General features: G+C 73.0%; 15 protein-coding genes. 7 read left to right on the forward strand and 8 right to left on the reverse strand.

Annotated elements, in window-relative coordinates; genetic code table 11:
- Positions 1–490: 490 nt before the first annotated feature.
- Together ACFVS9_RS29185 and gcl are read right to left on the reverse strand one after the other, a co-directional pair.
- Positions 491–940, reverse strand: a complete 450-nt coding sequence (locus ACFVS9_RS29185; protein ID WP_383115833.1) for a DUF6083 domain-containing protein — start codon at positions 938–940, stop codon at positions 491–493.
- Between the two features lie 244 nt (positions 941–1184).
- Positions 1185–2969, reverse strand: coding sequence for a glyoxylate carboligase (gcl, locus tag ACFVS9_RS29190; protein WP_383115834.1), 1785 nt, complete (start codon positions 2967–2969; stop codon positions 1185–1187).
- Between the two features lie 257 nt (positions 2970–3226).
- Here gcl and ACFVS9_RS29195 point away from each other — a divergent pair, with 257 nt between their 5' ends.
- Positions 3227–3931, forward strand: a complete 705-nt coding sequence (locus ACFVS9_RS29195; RefSeq protein WP_383115835.1) for a hypothetical protein — start codon at positions 3227–3229, stop codon at positions 3929–3931.
- A gap of 92 nt (positions 3932–4023) precedes the next feature.
- A complete protein-coding gene (locus ACFVS9_RS29200; protein ID WP_383115836.1) occupies positions 4024–4245 on the forward strand; it encodes a hypothetical protein in 222 nt (73 codons plus the stop codon).
- A 21-nt stretch (positions 4246–4266) separates the two neighbouring features.
- On the opposite strand, the gene ACFVS9_RS29205 is transcribed toward ACFVS9_RS29200, so the two are convergent.
- Together ACFVS9_RS29205 and ACFVS9_RS29210 are read right to left on the reverse strand one after the other, a co-directional pair.
- Positions 4267–5874 carry an AMP-binding protein gene (locus ACFVS9_RS29205; RefSeq protein WP_389937143.1) on the reverse strand — a complete coding sequence of 536 codons (1608 nt, stop codon included), beginning with the start codon at positions 5872–5874 and terminating at the stop codon, positions 4267–4269.
- Positions 5871–7547 carry an AMP-binding protein gene (locus ACFVS9_RS29210; protein ID WP_383115838.1) on the reverse strand — a complete coding sequence of 559 codons (1677 nt, stop codon included), beginning with the start codon at positions 7545–7547 and terminating at the stop codon, positions 5871–5873. The genes ACFVS9_RS29205 and ACFVS9_RS29210 overlap by 4 nt, the downstream gene beginning before the upstream one ends.
- 106 nt (positions 7548–7653) lie before the next feature.
- Here ACFVS9_RS29210 and ACFVS9_RS29215 point away from each other — a divergent pair, with 106 nt between their 5' ends.
- On the forward strand, positions 7654–8499 hold the full coding sequence (locus ACFVS9_RS29215) for a response regulator transcription factor (RefSeq protein WP_383115839.1): 846 nt from the start codon (positions 7654–7656) through the stop codon (positions 8497–8499).
- A gap of 30 nt (positions 8500–8529) precedes the next feature.
- Here ACFVS9_RS29215 and ACFVS9_RS29220 read toward each other — a convergent pair whose 3' ends face one another.
- A complete protein-coding gene (locus tag ACFVS9_RS29220) occupies positions 8530–9648 on the reverse strand; it encodes a winged helix DNA-binding domain-containing protein (protein ID WP_389937147.1) in 1119 nt (372 codons plus the stop codon).
- 103 nt (positions 9649–9751) lie between these two features.
- On the opposite strand from ACFVS9_RS29220, the gene ACFVS9_RS29225 reads away from it, so the two are divergent.
- Complete coding sequence (locus ACFVS9_RS29225) at positions 9752–10618, forward strand: DMT family transporter (protein WP_389937151.1); 867 nt, start codon at positions 9752–9754, stop codon at positions 10616–10618.
- Between the two features lie 5 nt (positions 10619–10623).
- Here the strand turns inward: ACFVS9_RS29225 and ACFVS9_RS29230 are convergent, their stop codons facing one another.
- A complete protein-coding gene (locus tag ACFVS9_RS29230) occupies positions 10624–11658 on the reverse strand; it encodes a glutathione S-transferase family protein (RefSeq protein WP_389937154.1) in 1035 nt (344 codons plus the stop codon).
- A complete protein-coding gene (locus ACFVS9_RS29235; RefSeq protein ID WP_389937157.1) occupies positions 11655–13151 on the reverse strand; it encodes an MFS transporter in 1497 nt (498 codons plus the stop codon). The genes ACFVS9_RS29230 and ACFVS9_RS29235 overlap by 4 nt, the downstream gene beginning before the upstream one ends.
- A 130-nt stretch (positions 13152–13281) precedes the next feature.
- Between ACFVS9_RS29235 and ACFVS9_RS29240 the strand changes: the two genes are divergently transcribed.
- The 3 genes from ACFVS9_RS29240 (at position 13282) to ACFVS9_RS29250 (ending at position 18507) form a co-directional block, all read left to right on the forward strand.
- The gene (locus ACFVS9_RS29240; RefSeq protein WP_383115844.1) at positions 13282–13686 is read left to right on the forward strand and encodes a VOC family protein; all 405 of its coding nucleotides are present in this window, start codon (positions 13282–13284) and stop codon (positions 13684–13686) included.
- A 500-nt stretch (positions 13687–14186) separates the two neighbouring features.
- Complete coding sequence (locus ACFVS9_RS29245; RefSeq protein WP_383115845.1) at positions 14187–16610, forward strand: endonuclease/exonuclease/phosphatase family protein; 2424 nt, start codon at positions 14187–14189, stop codon at positions 16608–16610.
- A 76-nt stretch (positions 16611–16686) separates the two neighbouring features.
- Positions 16687–18507, forward strand: a complete 1821-nt coding sequence (locus ACFVS9_RS29250) for a glycoside hydrolase family 127 protein (RefSeq protein ID WP_389937161.1) — start codon at positions 16687–16689, stop codon at positions 18505–18507.
- Here ACFVS9_RS29250 and ACFVS9_RS29255 read toward each other — a convergent pair.
- Positions 18434–19399 carry an alpha/beta fold hydrolase gene (locus ACFVS9_RS29255; RefSeq protein WP_389937164.1) on the reverse strand — a complete coding sequence of 322 codons (966 nt, stop codon included), beginning with the start codon at positions 19397–19399 and terminating at the stop codon, positions 18434–18436. The genes ACFVS9_RS29250 and ACFVS9_RS29255 overlap by 74 nt on opposite strands.
- Positions 19400–19412: the final 13 nt, after the last annotated feature.

Below are 19412 nucleotides of genomic sequence, written 5' to 3' on the forward strand. Positions count from 1 at the left end.
GGGGGGGGGGGGGGGGGCGCCCCCCGCCCCCCGCCCCCCCCGCACCCCTGTGTCATGACAGCGCGTCAGCGCTGACGCCGCGTCCTTTCGTCGTCCCGCGGCCTGTCGAGGTGGCCGACGAGCCTCGCTTCGCTCCGGACGAGGTGCTCACGCCGCTCAGGGGTCGGCGGGCCCAGGGCGTCGGGGAGCACCTCGCCCCGGGGGACGCGCACCGTCGAGCCTGAGCAGACCCCGCGGGCGGAACACCACGAGAGCCCGACGCACCGTTCGTACCGGACGCTCTGCGGGGGATGGAAGCGGTAGTGGTACGGGCGGACGGCCATCCCGCAGTCCGCGCGGACACGCCGGTCCCCGTCCGGGACCGTCCGCCACGTCGCGGCGGACCTGGTCCAGCGCCGTCCCGCGTCCCGCGCTCCCCGCCCCGCCCCCATACCGGCCATGGTTCCAGGACGCGGGTGACCGGGCCCCGCCGCACCGGCAGCACTCCCGGTCACCCGGCGTCCGGGAACCCCTCGTCGGGCAGGTTGAACAGGCGCTGCGCACGCTGCCCGTTGTGGCGCCGCAGAGCCGTCATCCACGGCCAGTGGTCCTCGGGCTCCAGACAGGGGCAGGCGATGCGGTGCGGGATGCGGCACACGGCTCCGGGGAGCGGCTCGGCGTCCCACAGGTTCATGGCGGTCCCGGTCGAGGTGATGATCCAGCGCCGTCGCGGCGGGACCGTGTGGGCCGGGACGAGGACGCGGGGTTCGAGGAGGATCCAGTGTCCGGCGTGACCGGTGGCGTAGCGGTCCTGCGGGAGTTCGCAGAACGGGCACTCCGGTGGCGCCGGCGGTCGCGGGGCGGTGGCGCCTTCGAGAAGGGCGTGGAAGGCTGCCGTGAGGTGGTCGGGGTCGCCGTCGGATCGGTCCGGGCAGGACGCGGTGTTCTCTTTGTCCCCCATGGCCCAAGGATCCGGGCATGCCCCGGGTTCGGGTAGGACGCGATCCGGCCGCGCCGGGTGGTGCGGAAACCTACCGGTGGGCCGGGGTACGCCCCGTGAGACGCGTACGGACACCTGGTGCGCGCCGGGCGGGGCCGGTCGTCGCCCCTCCCCGCCCCTGAACGGACCCCCGCACGCCGGTGCCCGGCCCGCGGCCGGTCCCGGGCGGGAGCGGGCGGGCCGGGCACCGGCGCGGGTCACGGGGTCAGGACACCGCCGGCGGGCGGATGGCGGTCGGCGCGTGCCCCGGCTCGGAGGCCACGTCCTCGAACTCGTTGACGGACGCGATGTCCGTGCCGCTCATCGAGATGTTCGTGACCCGCTCCAGGATCGCCTCGACGACGACGGGCACCCGGTGCTCGGCGGCGAGCTTCTTCGCCTCCTCGAAGGCCGGCAGCAGCTGGTCCGGCTCGGTGACCCGGATCGCCTTGCAGCCGAGGCCCTCGACGACCTTGACGTGGTCCACGCCGTAGACGCCCAGCTCGGGGGAGTTGAGGTTCTCGAACTCCAGGTTGACCTGGAAGTCGATGTCGAAGGTGCGCTGGGCCTGCCGGATGAGCCCCAGGTAGGAGTTGTTCACCAGCACGTGGACGTACGGGATGCGGTGCTGCGCGCCGACGGCCAGCTCCTCCAGCATGAACTGGAAGTCGTAGTCGCCGGAGAGGGCGACCACGGAGCCGTCCGGGTCGGCCGTGGCGACGCCGAGCGCGGCCGGGATCGTCCAGCCGAGCGGACCGGCCTGGCCGCAGTTGATCCAGTGGCGCGGGCGGTAGACGTGCAGCATCTGCGCGCCGGCGATCTGGGAGAGGCCGATGGTGGTGACGTAGCGGGTCTCCGGGCCGAACGCCCGGTTCATCTCCTCGTACACCCGCTGCGGCTTGAGCGGCACGTCGTCGAAGTGGGTCCGGCGCTGGAGGGTGGCCCTGCGCTCCTGGGTGGACGCCGCCCAGGCCGAGCGGTCCTTCAGCCTGCCGGCGTCCTTCAGCTCCCGCGCGACCTCGACGAAGAGCTCCAGCGCCGCCTTGGCGTCCGAGGCGATCCCGAGGTCCGGGGCGAAGATCCGGCCCAGCTGGGTGGGTTCGATGTCGACGTGGACGAAGGTGCGGCCCGCCGTGTAGACGTCGAGCCGGCCGGTGTGGCGGTTGGCCCAGCGGTTGCCGATGCCCAGGACGAAGTCGGACTCCAGGAAGTTCGCGTTGCCGTAGCGGTGCGAGGTCTGGAGGCCGACCATGCCCGCGTTCAGCGGGTGGTCGTCGGGCAGGACGCCCCAGCCCATCAGGGTGGGGACGACCGGGACCCCGGTCAGTTCCGCGAACTCCACCAGGAGGGCGCAGGCGTCGGCGTTGATGATGCCGCCGCCCGCGACGAGCAGCGGCCGCTCGGAGGCGTCGAGCATCTCCACGGCCCGCTCGATCTGCCGGCGGCTCGCGGCCGGCTTGTGGACGGGCAGCGGCTCGTACAGCTCGGGGTCGAACTCGATCTCGGTGAGCTGCACATCGATCGGGAGGTCGATGAGGACCGGCCCCGGCCGGCCCGTGCGCATCAGGTGGAAGGCCTGCTGGAAGACGCCGGGGACCTGCGCGGCCTCCAGGACGGTGGTCGCGGCCTTGGTCACCGGTGCGGCGATCGACGCGATGTCGACGGCCTGGAAGTCCTCCTTGTGCAGGACGGCGGTCGGCGCCTGGCCGGTGATGCAGAGGATCGGGACGGAGTCGGCGACGGCCGAGTAGAGGCCGGTGATCATGTCGGTGCCGGCGGGCCCCGACGTACCGACGCAGACGCCGATGTTCCCGGCCGCGGCACGGGTGTAGCCCTCCGCCATGTGGGAGGCGCCCTCGACGTGGCGGGCGAGGGTGTGGTGCACCCCGCCGGAGGCCTTGAGGGCCGCGTAGAACGGGTTGATCGCCGCACCCGGCACGCCGAACGCGTTACTGACACCTTCGCGCTTGAGGATCTCAACTGCCGCTCGGGCAGCGGTCATACGAGGCATGAGTGCTCCTGCTCGGACCTGGTGGAGTCGGGCTCTGTCGCGCCACCTGAGAGCACCAATTCCGCATTACGGAAAGTTTGTTCTGCTATACGGAATCAATCTAGGGCGGGGTGCGACGGCCGTCAAGGGAGGGCGGACGGCGCTGCTGCCGGAACACGCCCAAGTGCGTGATTCCCTCCCCCTGAGCCTCACTCCTGGTGGACGATGGGGATCCGCGACGCGGTCACCGCCACTGGGGCGGGAGGAAGGGGCAGCACGTGGAGTCCGTACCGGTGCGCTGCCCGGTCTGCCATCGGGAGCACGCCTACGTCACGCCGGTATACCCGTGCCCCTGCGGCTCCCCTACCGCCCCGCCGCTGATGCGCGGAGCACCGGCGGTGCCCATCACGCACCGCACGTGGAACGACGACTGGGTCAGCGTGCGGTGCCACTCCTGCGGGCGCCGCGACCAGTGGCCCCACCCCGAACTCTGCTGCCCGTGCGGCGCGGTGCTGCGGATACCCGTGCGCCCGGTCGCCACGCCGCCGCCCGCCGCGACCGGCCCCTCGCACATACCGCTGCCGCGCACGGCCGCGCATCCGCGGCCCTCGTTCCGGCCCCTGGTGATCCGCACGGCCCGCGACGCGGTGAACACCTCGGCCCTCTACCTGAGGTGGCTGGGCTTCAGCGACGTGGTCCAGCCCGAGGTGCGGCCCAGCTCCCGGATCGACCTCAGGGCCGCCGGCCTCATCGCCCAGGTCGACGCGACGACGCGGCCGACCTCCCTGCGTGACGTCGAGTGCCTCTGGCTGAACGCCCTGAACACCTCGGTGTCCGGCGTACTGTTCTCCCTGGCCGGCTACACGGACGAGGCCCGTTCGCGCGCCGACGGCCTCGCCATCCCGCTGTTCGTCCTGGACCTCACCGGCACGCCCCAGCCGGTGAACGGCCCCGCGGACGAGCTGGTCAGCGTCGGCCCCTGAACGCCCGCACCGGGCACATGATTTCGGTCACCTGTGCTCTGCCAGCCGCATATGTTCGATCTGTTGTCAGTATGAGGACGTACAGTGAAGGCATGGTCTTAACTCCTCGGCTCCCCACCCATTCCACCTCCGCCTTCCTGACCCAGCCCGCCCACCCGTCGGCCGTCGAGGCCAACGAGGCGATCCGCGCGCTCGTCGATTCGCGGGCCGGCCAGGACTGGACGCCCATGGAGGCCGCGGAGTACGAGGTGCTGCTCATCGAGTGGGCGACGGCGACCCAGGGCATAGGCTCCGGAGTCATCGAGGCCGCCTGACCGCGCGGCCCCCGGCGCGGGTCACGCGCCGTAGCCCTCCCGCAGTTCGACCTTCCGTACCTTACCGCTCACGGTCATCGGGAAGGTCTCCAGGATCCGCAGGGCGCGCGGGACCTTGTAGTGCGCCAGCTCCTCCCGGCAGTACGCGGTCAGCTCGTCCAGCGTCGGCGGATCGGCCGGGTCGCGGGGAATGACGCAGGCCAGGATCTCCTCGCCGTACGCCGGGTCCGGCACCCCGACCACCTGCACGTCGGCGATCTTCGGGTGGCCGTGGAGGAACTCCTCGATCTCACGCGGGTACACGTTCTCGCCGCCCCGGATGATCATGTCCTTGATCCGGCCGACGATCTGGACGTAGCCGTCCTCCCGCATCACCGCGAGGTCCCCCGTGTGCATCCAGCGTCCCGCGTCGACGACTTCGGCGGTCCGCTCCGGCTGCTCCCAGTAACCGAGCATCACGCTGTAGCCCCGGGTGCACAGTTCACCGGTCCCGCCGCGCGGCAGGGTCACACCCGTCGCCGGGTCGACCACCTTCACCTCGATGTGCGGCATCACCCGGCCGACGGTGCCCGTGCGGCGCTCCAGGTCGTCGTCCCGGCGGGTCTGGGTGGACACGGGTGAGGTCTCCGTCATGCCGTAGCAGATGGACACCTCCTCCATGTGCATCTCCGTGACGACCCTCTTCATCACCTCGACGGGGCACGGCGATCCGGCCATGATCCCGGTGCGCAGCGAGGAGAGGTCGTACGACGCGAAACCGGGGAGGTCCAGCTCCGCGATGAACATCGTGGGCACGCCGTAGAGCGAGGTGCAGCGCTCCTGCTGGACGGCGGCCAGCACGGCGGCGGGCTCGAAGGCCGGTGCCGGGATGACGATGCAGGCGCCGTGCGAGGTGATGCCGAGGTTTCCCATCACCATGCCGAAGCAGTGGTAGAACGGCACGGGCAGGCAGACCCGGTCCTGTTCGGTGTAGCCGACGTTCTCCCCGACGAAGTAGCCGTTGTTGAGGATGTTGTGGTGGGAGAGGGTGGCGCCCTTGGGGAACCCGGTGGTTCCAGAGGTGTACTGGATGTTGACCGGGTCGTCGCACGACAGCCCGGCCTCACGGGCGGCCAGTTCCTCCGCCGTCACCGACTCCGCGCCGGCCGTCAGCTCGTCCCAGGACGGGTCGCCGATGTAGTGGACGGAGCGCAGTACGGGACAGCGGTCGCGGACCTGGGCGACGAGCGCCCGGTAGTCGCTGGTGCGGTGGGAGAGCGAGGCGATCAGGACGGATATCCCGGCCTGCCCGAGCACGTACTCCAGCTCGTGCGCGCGGTAGGCCGGATTGATGTTGACCATGACGGCGCCGATGCGGGCCGTGGCGTACTGGACGAGGACCCACTCCGGGCAGTTGACGGCCCAGATGCCGACCCGGTCGCCCCGGGCCACCCCGGACGCCATCAGGCCCCGGGCCAGCTCCCCGACGGCGGCGCCGAACCCGGCGTACGTCCAGCGGCGTCCGGACGCCACGTCGACCAGGGCCTCCCGCTCGCCGAAGGCCTCGACCGCCCGGTCCAGGTTGCGTCCGACGGTGTCACCGAGCAGGGGCGTGCCGGCGGCGCCGTGCGCGTAGGAGAGGCCGCTCATCGCAGGTCCCCCTCGTCGAACTCGGTGCCGCTCCCCTGCGCCGTGCGCTCGCGCAGCTCGATCCTGCGGATCTTGCCGGAGACCGTCTTGGGCAGCTCGGCGAACTCCAGCCGGCGGACGCGCTTGTACGGGGCGAGGACCGCCCGGGAGTGCTCGAACAGCACCTTCGCCGTGGCGGGCCCGGGCTCCCACCCCTCGGCCAGCACCACGTACGCCTTCGGGACGGACAGCCGTACGGGGTCGGGGGCGGGCACCACCGCGGCCTCGGCGACCGCCTCGTGCTCCAGCAGGGCGCTCTCCAGCTCGAACGGCGAGATCTTGTAGTCGGAGGCCTTGAACACGTCGTCGGCCCGGCCGACGTAGGTGATGTAGCCGTCCTCGTCCCGTGCGCCGATGTCACCGGTGCGGTAGTAACCGCCCGCCATGGCCTCGGCCGTGCGATCCGGGTCGCCGTGGTAACCCGTCATCAGGCCGACCGGCCGCGCGGACAGGTCGAGGGAGATCTCCCCCTCGGCCGAGCCCGGCTCACCGGTGACCGGGTCCAGCAGTTCGACCCTGTATCCCGGGCTGGGTCGTCCCATCGAGCCCGTCTTCAGCACCTGACCGGGGGTGTTGGCCACCTGGACCGCCGTCTCCGTCTGCCCGAAGCCGTCCCGGATGGTGACGCCCCAGGCGCGCCGGACGCTCTCGATGACCTCGGGGTTGAGCGGCTCACCGGCCGCGACGACCTCGCGCGGGGGCGTCTTCAGCTGCGCCAGGTCGGCCTGGATGAGCATCCGCCAGACCGTGGGCGGTGCGCAGAAGCTGGTGACGGCCGAGCGGTCCATCTCCGCCATGAGCCGGGCGGCGTCGAACCGGGTGTAGTTGAAGATGAAGACGGTGGCCTCGGCGCTCCACGGCGCGAAGAGGTTCGACCAGGCGTGCTTGGCCCAGCCGGGCGAGGAGATGTTGAGATGGACGTCGCCCGGCTTCAGACCGATCCAGTACATCGTCGACAAGTGGCCCACGGGATAGGAGACATGGGTGTGCTCGACGAGCTTCGGGCTCGCCGTGGTGCCCGAGGTGAAGTACAGCATCAGGGGTTCGCAGGCGTCCGTCTCCCGGTCGGGGGTGAAGGTCTCCGCCGCCTCGTCCGCCCCGCTGTAGGAGAGCCAGCCCTCGACGTCGTCGCCGACCGCGATCCGGGTGTAGCCGCCGGGCACCTCGTCGAACTTCGCGGTGTCCGCCGACCGGACGAGGACGTGGCGGACCCGGCCGCGCTCCACCCGGTCGCGCAGGTCGACCGGGCCCAGCAGGGGTGTGGCGGGGATGACGACGGCGCGCAGCTTCATGGCGGCCAGCGCCGTCTCCCACAGCTCGACCTGGTTGCCGAGCATGACGAGGATCCGGTCACCCGCCGCCACCCCCTGCTCCCGCAGCCAGTTCGCGGCCCGGTCGGAGCGTGCGGCCATCCGGGCGAAGGACACCTCGGTCCGGCCGCCGTCCTCCTCCACGATGTGCAGGGCGGTGCGGTCGTTGCCCTCGGCGATGACGTCGAACCAGTCGAGGGCCCAGTTGAAGTAGTCGGGCCGGGGCCAGCTGAACCCCTCGTACGCCGCGGTGTAGTCCTCACGGTGCTCGATCAGGAAGTCCCGGGCAGCCCGGAACGTCTCCGTCGCACTCGTAGCCGGCATGTGCCCTCCTCGTCGCGAAACCCGTCCATTACCATCATGTGAACAGTGACCCAGATCTCACCACCCCCGAACGGGGGTGGGTCCGACAGGACGGAGCACCGTCGGCGTGGCGGAACCGGGCGAGGCGACCGAGCTGCGGGCGGCCCTGCTCAGGCTGCGCCGGTCGAGCGGGCTGCCGGTGGTGTTCGGCGGGCTGCTGTCCGACTCCCGCCACGCACTGATCGCCGAGCTGAGCGGGGCGCAGACGCCCGCGCTGCGCGGGCTCGTCATCTCGGCGGGGAGCGGACTGGGCGGCAAGGCGATCGCCCTGTCGAGGCCGTGCGCGGTCTCGGACTACACCTCCTCGCGCCACATCAGCCACGAGTACGACACGGCCGTCGCGGCGGAGGGCCTGCGCTCGGTCGTCGCCGTGCCCGTCGTCGTCCGCCGGACGGTGCGCGGGGTGCTGTACGGGGCGCTGCGCGAACCGCTCACGCTCGGGGACCGCACGTTCGACGTGGCGGCGTCGGCGGCCCGGGACGTGGAGCAGGCCCTGGCCGTCCGCGACGAGGTGCAGCGCCTCCTCGCGGTCACCCGGGAGCGGACCGGCGAGCCGGGCAGGGACCCCGGCACCTGGGAGGACGTCCGCGAGGCCCATCGTGAGCTGCGCGCCCTCGCCCCGAGGATCGCGGACCCGGCCCTGCGCGGTGAACTGCTCGCGGTGTGCGGGCGGCTCGCGTCGGCCTCGGGGGCGGAGCGGACCCCGGAGGCCGGGCGGGTGCGGCTGGCGCCGCGCGAGGTGGACGTGATCGCCTGCGTCGCGTCGGGTGCCACGAACGCCGTGGCGGCCGAACGGCTGGGACTGCGGCCGGAGACCGTGAAGGGCTACCTGCGGTCGGCGATGCGCAGGCTGGGGGCGCACACCCGGCTGGAGGCGGTGGTGGCGGCCCGCCGCGCGGGCCTGCTCCCGTGAGCGGACCCCGGGGCGGGCGAGGGGGGCGTCTCAGTCCCCGGAGCCGACGAACGTGTCGAAGCGGACGTCGCGGACCGACGCCGTGGACATCACCGTCTGCAGGTGCAGGGCCTCCTGGGTGATCTCCTCACGGACGGCACGGCCGGGCTCGCCCAGGGTCTGGACCGTGACGACGGCGGTGTCCCCGCTCTCGTCCAGGCGCCAGAGCGCGGCGAGGAACCCGTCGGCCAGGACGGACCCGTAGGACTGGTTGCCCAGGCCGTTGCGTCCCTTGTACGCGGGCGGGATGACCCGGGTGCGGTCGGCGTGGCCCAGCAGGACGTTGTCGAACTCGGGGAGGAACCGCACCGGCGCCGGGGTCCCGGGGTCGGGGCGCGGGGCGTCGGGCAGGTCGAAGAGTTCGACGCCGTCGTCGTCGCGGAAGGTGACCAGCCGGGGCCGCAGGCGGTCGAACACCTCGCGCATCCGGGTGAGCCCGGCCCAGGTCTGCATGTCCTTCACGGAGGCCGGTCCGAAGGCCCCGAGGTAGCGCAGTACGGTCGCGTCCGGCGAGGCGGCCGGCCGGGTGGGGCTGTCGAGCCAGTGCTCGGCGGTCGTCAGGGCGACCTGCCCGCTGCGCCCCCAGAGTCCGCGCGGGGTGACCTGGACCAGCGGCAGCCGGCAGCGTGCGGCGACCGCGAGTGCGCGGGGGTCGGCGTCCGGCCAGTGCGGGAGCAGTTCCTCCCTCAACTCCTTCATGGTGCGCGGCCGTTCCTCGACGAGCTCCCTGGCGAGCGCGGCCAGCCGGTCCAGGTCCACGCCGGTGAGCCCGCTCCGGAACATGTGCAGCTCGCGGTCGCGCGCGGGCTGGACCAGGGGGCGCAGCGTGAGGGCGTCCTCGGCGGTGTGGGTGTGGATGGTGGAGCGCAGGGTGACGATCCTGACCAGTTCGCGCGACTCCATGAGCGCCGCGAGCGCGGCCGGGTCGAAGCCCTCCAGCCGGGAGAAGAGCTGGAAGTAGGGCGGCCTGGTGTTCTGGGCCTGGAGGCCGACCAGCCGGCCGACGGCCTCCTTCACCGGGACGGCCGCCCGGCGGAGCAGCAACTGGCGTTCCAACGTTGCCCTGTTGAGTGCGCGGGTGGAGAGCACGGGAGCGTTCTTGGCGGCCATGGTCCGCAGCGTACGCGGACCCGGTGACAGCGTCCCGCGACCGGCGACACTCGCGGAGGCGCGGCACCACGGGCAGGGCGGCGGCGCCCTCCATGATGGGGTGGTGATCAGCGTCCTGTTCGCCGTCCTGACCGCGCTCAGCAACGGCACCGCCTCGGTGCTGCAACGCCGCGCCGCCCTCCGCGTGCCCGACGACGAGGCGATGCACCTGTCGCTGATCGGGCACCTGCTGCGGCAGAAGGTGTGGCTCGGCGGGATCGGTCTCGTGATCGTCGCGGCGGTCTGCCAGGCGGTGGCGCTGGCCACGGGACCCATCGCCGTGGTCCAGCCGATCTTCGTGATCGAGCTGCCCGCGACGCTGCTCGTCGCGGGGTTCGTCCTGCGGGTGGGGGTACCGCGCCCGGTCTGGTACGGGGTGGCGGCCGTCACGCTGGGGCTGGCCCTCGGCATGGCGGCGGCGGCGCCGGGCGGCGGCAGCGAGAACGTCCAGGGGGCGGCCTGGGTCCCGGCGCTGGTACTCACCGGGATCTTCGAGGCCGCCCTGATCGCCTCGGCCCTGGGCACCTCGGGGAACGTACGGGCCGCACTGCTGGGCCTGGCCGCCGCGTGCGGGTACGCGCTGACCGCCGCGCTGATGAAGGACGCGATGTCGCGGCTGAACGACGGCGGCGCGGCGGCCCTGCTGACGGCGTGGCAGCTGTACGCCACCGCGGCGGCCGGCGTGGGTGCGCTGTTCCTCCTCCAGAACGCGTTGCAGGCCGGCTCGCTGGTGGCGGTGCAGCCGATGCTGACGCTCGGGGACGCGCTGATCAGCATCACCTACGGCGTGACCCTGTTCGGGGAGGAGCTGCGCACCGGGTGGTGGGTGCTGCCCCAGCTGATCGGTCTGGTCCTGATCGCCGTGGGCTGCGTGGTCCTCGCCCGCTCCCCGCTGGCGACCGCGAACACGGCGCCCTCACGCGTGAGATGAACGGGTCAGGGGCGCCCGCGTGCCGGGACCTCCTCACCGGACGGCACCGGCCCGGGCGGGGTGCCGTCACCGAAGGGCCGGCCGCCCAGGGCCTCCCGGTGGTGCGGGGTCGCCCACCCCGACAGGTCGGGGCCGGCCGGCACGATGCCGGTCGGGTTGATGCCGGTGTGCACCTGGTAGTAGTGCCGCTTGATGTGGTCGAAGTCGACGGTGTCGCCGAAGCCCGGGGTCTGGTAGAGGTCGCGCACGTACGCCCACAGGACGGGGTCCTCGGCCAGCTTGGAGCGGTTGCACTTGAAGTGCCCGTGATAGACGGCGTCGAAGCGCACCAGCGTGGTGAACAGCCGGATGTCGGCCTCGGTGATCGTGTCCCCGACGAGGTAGCGCTGCCCGGCGAGGCGCTCGGAGACCAGGTCGAGGCGGCGGAAGACATCGGCGTACGCCGCTTCGTACTCGGCCTGTCCGGCGGCGAACCCCGCGCGGTAGACCCCGTTGTTGACGTCCCGGTAGATGCCGTCCATCACCGTGTCGATCTCGTCGCGCAGCCGCTCCGGGTAGAGGTCGGGGGCGCCGGGGCGGTGCAGGGCGGCCCACTCGGTGGCGAGGTCCAGCGTGATCTGCTGGTAGTCGTTGGTGACCAGGGCTCCGGTCGGCACGTCCACGACGGCGGGCACGCTGACCCCGCCGGGGTAACCCCGCTCCCGTGCGTCGTACGCCTCGCTCAGGTAGCGGATGCCGAGCACCGGATCCCTGCCGCCCTCGTCGAGGGTGAAGCGCCAGCTGCGGTCGTCCTGGATGGGGTCGGCGACGGCCAGGGAGAGGGCTTCCTCCAGCCCGAGCAGCCGGCGTGAGACCAGGGCCCTGCTCGCCCAGGGGCAGGCCCGGCTGACGACCAGCCGGTAGCGGCCGGCCTCGACGGGCCAGCCGTCCCGGCCGTCGGCGGTGACGCGGTCGGCGAAGTGGCTGCGGGAGCGCTTGAACGGCTTGTGGCCGTACGCGGTGTTCCCGCCCTGCTCCCGGTCCTCGGTGTCGCTGCTCATGGTGTTCCCCTCGGGGCGTCGGTGGTGTCGGACGTCTCGGCGGGTCTCCTTCCCCGCCTGCCCGCCACGACATCGGCCAGTGCCACGATCAGGCCCGCGAGGACGAACGCGACCGAGACGAGGAGCCCGTGGTCGTAGGCCGCCGGCCAGTCGCCGTGGCCCAGCCGGGCGAAGAAGACCGAGCCGACCGCGGCGATCCCGATGGCCGAGCCGACGCGCTGGCTGGTCTGGAGGGTTCCGCCGGCACTGCCCGCGTTGTGGACCGGCACCTCGGAGAGGGTGAGCGTCTGGTTGGGCGCGATGACCAGCCCGCTGCCGAGGCCCGCCAGCAGCAGCGGGGCGGCCATGGCCAGCCCGGCGCCCCTGCCCGGCACCAGGTGCGCGGCCAGCGCCGTCAGTCCGAGCCCGACGGCCACCATGGTGAGCCCCACGACGATCAGGGGCCGCCCGAAGCGGCCGACGAGCCGGCCGCCGATGCTCGCCGACGCCCCCGCGCCCAGGGCGAACGGGGTGATGGCGAGCCCGGCCTCCAGGGCGCTGTAGTGCAGCCCCGACTGGAGGTACAGCGTGCTGATGAAGAAGATCGAGGTGAAGCCGGCGAAGTAGAGCAGGATCATCAGACAGCCCAGCCAGAACGACCTCAGCCGGAAGAGTGACAGGTTCAGCACCGGCTGGACGTTCCGCCGGGCGCAGCGCGACTCCCAGGCGACGAACGCCGTGAGCAGGACCGCGGCCACCACCACGAGCAGCCACTTGGCGTCGCCCGGCCACTGCTGGGCCTGGACGAACGGCAGCAGCAGGGACAGGACCCCGGCGCCCAGCAGCAGGACGCCCACCGGGTCCAGGTCGCGCGGGCGCACCCGGGTCGCCGAGGGGGTGTCGGGGAGCAGCCGCCGGGCCAGCAGGAGGCAGACGATCCCGATCGGCAGGTTGACGTAGAACACCCAGCGCCAGCCCTCGTGCGGCCCCGCCCCCTGGATCAGGATGCCGCCCAGGAGGGGGCCGACGGCGGTGGAGATGCCGACCACGGTGCCGAACATGCCGAACGCCCGGCCCCGCTCGCGTCCTGAGAACATCTGCTGGATCAGGGCGGAGATCTGCGGCGAGAGCAGCCCGCCCGCCGCGCCCTGGATCAGACGGGCGATGACGAGCCAGAGGCTGGACTGGGCCGCCCCGCAGGCGGCGGAGGCCAGGGTGAAGAGGGTCAGCCCCGCCATGAACACCGCGCGCCTGCCCCGAGCGTCACCGAGGCGTCCGCCGGGGATGAGGACGAGCCCGAAGGCGAGCGCGTAGCCGGACAGGACCCACTGGAGGTCGGACTCGGGGGTGTCGAGGCCCTCCTTGATGGAGGGCAGCGCCACGTTGACGATGGAGACGTCCAGCAGCGTCATGAAGCCCGCCACCAGGCAGACGGCGAGGGCGCGCCAGCGACGGGGGTCGTTCGGGCCGGTACCGGGCTTGCCGGTGGCCTCGTGCTCCGTGCTCTCTGCCATGGTCCGCACCCTAGAGCGCGTCCGTCCGGACCTCCTCCCGGGCGCGCCGTGCGGCGGTACGGGGCGCCCCCGTCGGCGGCGGAGGCCACCGTTCCGGCGTGCACGGCCCCATCGGGGGTACCGAAGGGTCATGACTACCGGCAAAACGAGCGTTCTGGTACTGGACTGCGCCGAGCCCCTCGAGCTCGCGGACTTCTATGCGAACCTCCTCGACGCCGAGACGCGGATCGGGGACGATCCGGACTTCGTCGAGATCGTCGGAAACACCGGTGTGCACCTGGCCGTCCGCCGTGACCACGGCTACGCACCGCCGAGCTGGCCGCGCCCGGAGGACTCCCTGCAAGCGCATCTGCGGGTCCTGGTCGACCCCGGGGACATGGACGAGGCCGAGCGCGAGGCGATAGGCCTCGGAGCCCGGCCCGTGGACACGGGGGACAGCAACAGCGGTCCCCGGGACGTCCGGGTGTACACCGATCCCGCCGGGCACTCCTTCTCCCTCGCGGTGTACCCGGCGCGGCCGGTACAGGCCCGCTGACGGTGCGTCCGCCGCCCTCCCGCACCCGGGACGGCGGCGGACGCACCCGTGCGGAGCGCCGACGGACGTGGGAGCGGCGTCCACGATCCGCCCCGTGCCCGTGAACCGCCTTACCGGTGCCCGGCTGCCCGGCTGCCCGGCTGCCCGGCTGCCCGGCTGCCCGGCTGCCCGGCTGCCCGGCTGCCCGTGAACTGCCTTACCGCGTGCAGGGTTTCGTGTGTCCGCCTGTCCGCGTACCCGCGGACCCGCGGACCCGCGTGGACCGTGGGCAGCCGCGCCGGCGGTCCGGTGGCGCTCCCACAGCCTCCCCCGGCGGGCGCGCGGAGAACGGGCGCGGACCCGGCGGGCGTGCGCGGGCGGGACCGGGCCGGACGGCGCACGCCCGCGCCGAACCGAGCCGCACGAGTGCGGCGATGTCGCCCGGAATTAACCTCCGGTCTCTTGCCACGACCGTTCTACGCGCATAGTTTTTGGCCCCTCACTACACATTTGGGGTTCCCGTGCACATAGCCAGACCCGGCTCCGCTCTGCTGGCCACCGCCGTCGCCGTGACGCTGTCGGTGACCGCGCTGCCCGCCGCCTTCGCGGCACCGTCGTCGTCCGCCGTCATCTCCGAGGTGTACGGCGGCGGGGGCAACTCGGGCGCGACGCTGACCCGTGACTTCATCGAGCTGGCCAACGCGGGCCAGAGTTCCTTCGCCCTGGCCGGCTACAGCGTCCAGTACCTGCCGGGTACCCCCTCCGCGGGATCGCTGTGGCAGGTCTCCGAGCTGTCCGGCGCCGTCGCTCCCGGCGGCCGCTACCTCGTCGCCCAGGCCGCCGGCACCGGCGGCACGGTGGCCCTGCCCACCCCCGACGCGACCGGGACGACCGCGATGTCCGCGACGAGCGGCACCGTCGCCCTCGTCTCCGGCACCACGCCGCTGACCTGCAAGACCGCGGCGGACTGCGCCGCCGACACCCGGATCGTCGACCTCGTCGGCTACGGCACCGCGGTCGTACGGGAGGGCAGCGGCCCCGCGACGGGTGCCTCCGCCACCGCCTCCGTGGCACGCGGCACGTCCCTCGCGGACACCGACGACAACGCCGCCGACCTGGCCCCGGGCACCCCGACGCCCGTCAACGCGGCGGGCGAGAGCGCCGGCGGATCGGAGCCGGGTGAGCCTGGTGAGCCCGGTGGGCCGACCGAGCCCGGCACCGTGCGGGTGCACGACATCCAGGGCACGACCCGCGTGTCGCCGCTCGCCGGACAGTCCGTCACCGGGGTGCCGGGCGTCGTCACCGGCGTACGGGCCACCGGTTCGCGCGGCTTCTGGATCCAGGACACCGTGCCGGACGCCGACCCGCGCACGAGCGAGGGCGTGTTCGTCTACACCGGTTCCGCCGCCCCGACCGTCGCCGTCGGCGACTCGGTGCTGGTCAGCGGCAAGGTGGCCGAGTACTACCCCGGCACCGGAACCCAGTCGCTCACGCAGATCACCGCCCCGCTGACCACGGTGCTGTCCTCCGGCAACCCGCTGCCGGCGCCGGTCGTCCTGAACGCGGCCTCGGTGCCGAACGCCTACGTGCCGACGGCCGCGGGCGGTTCGATCGACGCCCTGCCCCTCGAACCGGCGAAGTACGCCCTGGACCTGTACGAGTCGCTCGAGGGCACCCGCGTCACGATGGCCGACACCCGGGTGACGGGCGCAACGACCGCGTACGACGAGGTCTGGGTGACGGTGAAGCCCAAGGAGAACCCGACCCGGCGCGGCGGCACCCTGTACGCCTCCTACACGGACCAGAACACCGGCCGCCTCAAGGTGATGTCGCTGAACGCGGCACAGCCCGTCCCCGCGGCGAACGTCGGCGACGTACTGACCGGCTCCACGACCGGCGTCGTCGACTACGCGTCCTACGGCGGCTACAACGTCCAGGCCACCGAGCTGGGCAAGCTGAAGGACAACGGCCTGAAGCGCGAGGTGACGCGGAAGCAGAAGAGCAAGGAGCTCGCCGTCGCCACGTACAACGTGGAGAACCTCGACGCGAACGACGAGCAGGCCAAGTTCGACACGCTCGCCCGGGGCGTCGCGGTCAGCCTCTCCTCCCCCGACATCGTGTCCCTGGAGGAGATCCAGGACGACAACGGTGCGGTCAACGACGGCACCGTGGGCTCCGAGGCCACCCTGAAGCGCTTCACGGACGCGATCGTCGCGGCGGGCGGCCCCAGGTACTCCTGGCGCTACATCGCCCCCCAGGACGGCCGGGACGGCGGCGAGCCCGGCGGCAACATCCGCAACGTCTTCCTCTTCAACCCCCACCGGGTCGACTTCACGGACCGCGCGGGCGGCGACGCCACGACCGCCGTGAACGCGGTGAAGACCAAGAAGGGTGCCGCGCTCTCCGTCTCGCCCGGCCGCATCAACCCCACGAGCACGGCCTGGGACAACAGCCGCAAGCCGCTGGTGGGCGAGTTCCGCTTCCGGGGCGAGTCGGTCTTCGTCATCGCCAACCACTTCGCGTCCAAGGGCGGCGACCAGTCCCTGCACGGTCGCTTCCAGGAGCCGGTGCGCAGCTCCGAGACGCAGCGCGTGCGGCAGGCGACGGAGGTCAACACCTTCGTCACCTCGCTGCTGAAGGCGGACAAGTCGGCCCGGGTCGTCACGCTCGGCGACCTGAACGACTTCGCCTTCTCCCCCACGGTGAAGGCGCTGACCAGCGGCAAGGTCCTCAAGCCGCTGATCACCACGCTGCCCGCGGGTGAGCAGTACAGCTACGTCTACGACGGCAACTCCCAGACGCTGGACCACATCCTGACCAGCCCCGGCATCAGCCGCTTCGACTACGACGTGGTGCACATCAACGCCGAGTTCGCCGACCAGGCGAGCGACCACGACCCGCAGGTCGTGCGGATCGACGTGAAGGGGAAGGGACCGCAGCACTGACCCCCGCCGGGTGGCGGCCACGGCCGCCACCCGGACCCCCGTCCGTTCGACGGGCCGTATCGCTACCCTCCCCCGCATGACCGCCGACGCAGCTCCCCCCGCCGAGATCCCGCCGCCCTCAGGACCCCTGCGCCCGACCGCCTCCGCACGGACCGGGCAGCGCCCGGTCGGCAGCGCCCGCGTCAGCGGCGGCTTCTGGGCCGCGCGGCGCCGCACCAATGCCGGGGTCAGCATTCCGCAAGGGCCCCGCCGGCTGGAGGACGCCGGGAACCTGGCCAACCTCCGGGCGGCCGCGGACGGCGGCGGTGACTTCACCGGGGACTTCCCCTTCCAGGACTCCGACGTCCACAAGTGGCTCGAAGCGGCGTCCTGGCAGCTCGCCGAGACGCCGGACGACGACCGGCTCCGCGCGGACACCGAGGCGTTGACCGCGCTGCTCGCCGCCGCGCAGGACGCGGACGGCTACCTCCAGACGCACTACCAGGTCGCCCGCCCCGGCCGGCGCTGGCAGGAGCTCGACTGGGGCCACGAGCTGTACTGCGCCGGGCACCTGATCCAGGCCGCCGTCGCCCACCACCGGGCCACCGGCGGCACCGCACTCCTGGACATCGCGCGGCGCTTCGCCGCCCACATCGACGCGGTGTTCGGGCCCGGCCGGCCCGTCGACGGGGTCTGCGGACACCCCGGGATCGAGACCGCGCTGGTCGAGCTGTACCGCGAGACCGGTGAACGGCGCTGGCTGGACCTCGCCTCGTACTTCGTCGAGCGGCGCGGCCACGGGCTGCTGGGCGACGGCGACAAGAGCTTCCCCGGCGCGGGCTACTGGCAGGACCACGTGCCCGTGCGGGAGGCGGGGACCGTGACCGGGCACGCCGTGCGCCAGCTGTACCTGCTGGCCGGCGTCACCGACCTCGCCGCCGAGACGGGGGACGCCGGGCTGCGGGAGTCCGCGGTACGGCTCTGGGACGCGATGACGGAGTCGAAGACCTACCTCACCGGCGGCCTGGGCGCCCGGCACGAGCTGGAGTCCTTCGGCGACCCCTACGAACTGCCGCCGGACCGGGCGTACAACGAGACGTGCGCCGCCATCGCCTCCGTCCAGTGGAGCTGGCGCCTGGCCCTGCTGACCGGCGAGGCCCGCTACTCGGACCTGATCGAGCGCACCCTGTTCAACGGCTTCGCCGCCGGGTGCGGCCTGGACGGCGACAGCTGGCTGTACGTCAACCCGCTCCAGGTGCGCGAGGGTTACGAGGGCCACCGCGACGACCAGTCGGCGCGGCGCACCCCGTGGTTCCGCTGCGCGTGCTGCCCGCCGAACGCCATGCGCCTGCTGGCCTCGCTGCCCCACTACGTGGCCGGCACCGACGGCGACGGCGTACACCTCCACCAGTACGCGACCGGCAGCTACGGCCCCGTGTCCGTGGAGACGGACTACCCCTGGGACGGCCGGATCGCGGTGACCGCCGAGGAGGCCGGCACCTGGACGCTGTCGCTCCGCGTCCCGGCGTGGGCATCGGGAGCCACGCTGGACGGCGAGCCGGCCGAGAGCGAGGCGGGCTGGCTGCGGGTGCGCAGGCAGTGGACACGCGGCGAGCGGGTCGTCCTCGATCTGCGGCTGCGGCCCCGGCTCACCCTCCCCGACCCGCGCGTCGACGCCGTACGCGGCTGCGCCGCACTCGAGTTCGGCCCGCTCGTCTACTGCCTGGAGTCGGCCGACCAGCCCCGCAGGCTGGACGAGGTGCTCCTGCACGCGGGTACCGCGCTGGAGACGGAGCACCGCCCCGGGCTGCTCGGCGGTGTCACGGTGGTACGGGCCGGGGAGCTCACCGCTGTGCCGTACGCGGTGTGGGCGAACCGGGGCCCGGGGGCGATGCGGGTGTGGATCCCGCTGGGGTGACCTCCCCGGCCCGCGCCTGATGCGGGAGCCGGGCCGCGGCGGGGCCGAGCGGCCGGTCCGTGAAGAAGCGGGTCACCAGGTCCGCGACCTCGTCGGACCGCTCCAGCACGACCCAGTGGTCGGACTCCGGCAGCGTGAGGAAGCGGCTCCCCTGGATCGTCCCGGCGAACTCCCGCTGCCGCTCCGGCGACGTCACCGTGTCGTGCTCACCGGCGAAGACCAGGGCCGGTACGCCGGACAGCCCGCCGGAGAAGTCGGGCCGGTCCGCTAGCGCCCGCCGCAGCGACTCGGCGGCGTGCTCCGAGTGGGCGAGGGCGTGCAGGAAGGAGCGCCGCACATAGCGCCGGGCGAGCTCCCTGCGGTGGACGGGCCGGTCCGGGTCCAGGCACATCAGCCCGTCGGCGGCCAGCGTCGCGAAGCCCTCCGCGTCGCCCTCGGCGAGCGCCCGGGTCGCCCGGTGCCAGTGGGCCCGCCGGTCCTCACCGATGTGGGTGGGGACGCCCCCGAGGACGAGCCGGGCGACGCGCCCCGGGTCGTGCTGTGCGCAGCCGAAGGCGATGGCCGCGCCGTAGGAGAAGCCGAAGAGGTTGATCCGGGAGACACCCAGGTCGTCGAGGATCCCGGTGACCGCCGCGCGCAGCACGGGCGCGCTGGGGCCGGGCGGCAGGGGGTCGGCCGAGCCCATGCCGGGCAGGTCCGCGGTCACCACGTCGGCGACCGGGCCCAGGTGCTCGTCCATCTGGGGCCAGCCGAACATGCCCTGCAACGCGCCGCCGATGACGAGCACCGGTTCGGTGGACGGGCCTGCGCCGGCGGCGGGGTCACGGGGCAGCAGGCGGTAGCCGTAGCGCACCCCGTCCACGCTCAGCGACCGGATGATCTCCTCGGGCACGGTGCTCCTCGTT

It is taken from the genome of Streptomyces sp. NPDC058008, assembly GCF_042886395.1.
GTDB lineage: Bacteria > Actinomycetota > Actinomycetes > Streptomycetales > Streptomycetaceae > Streptomyces.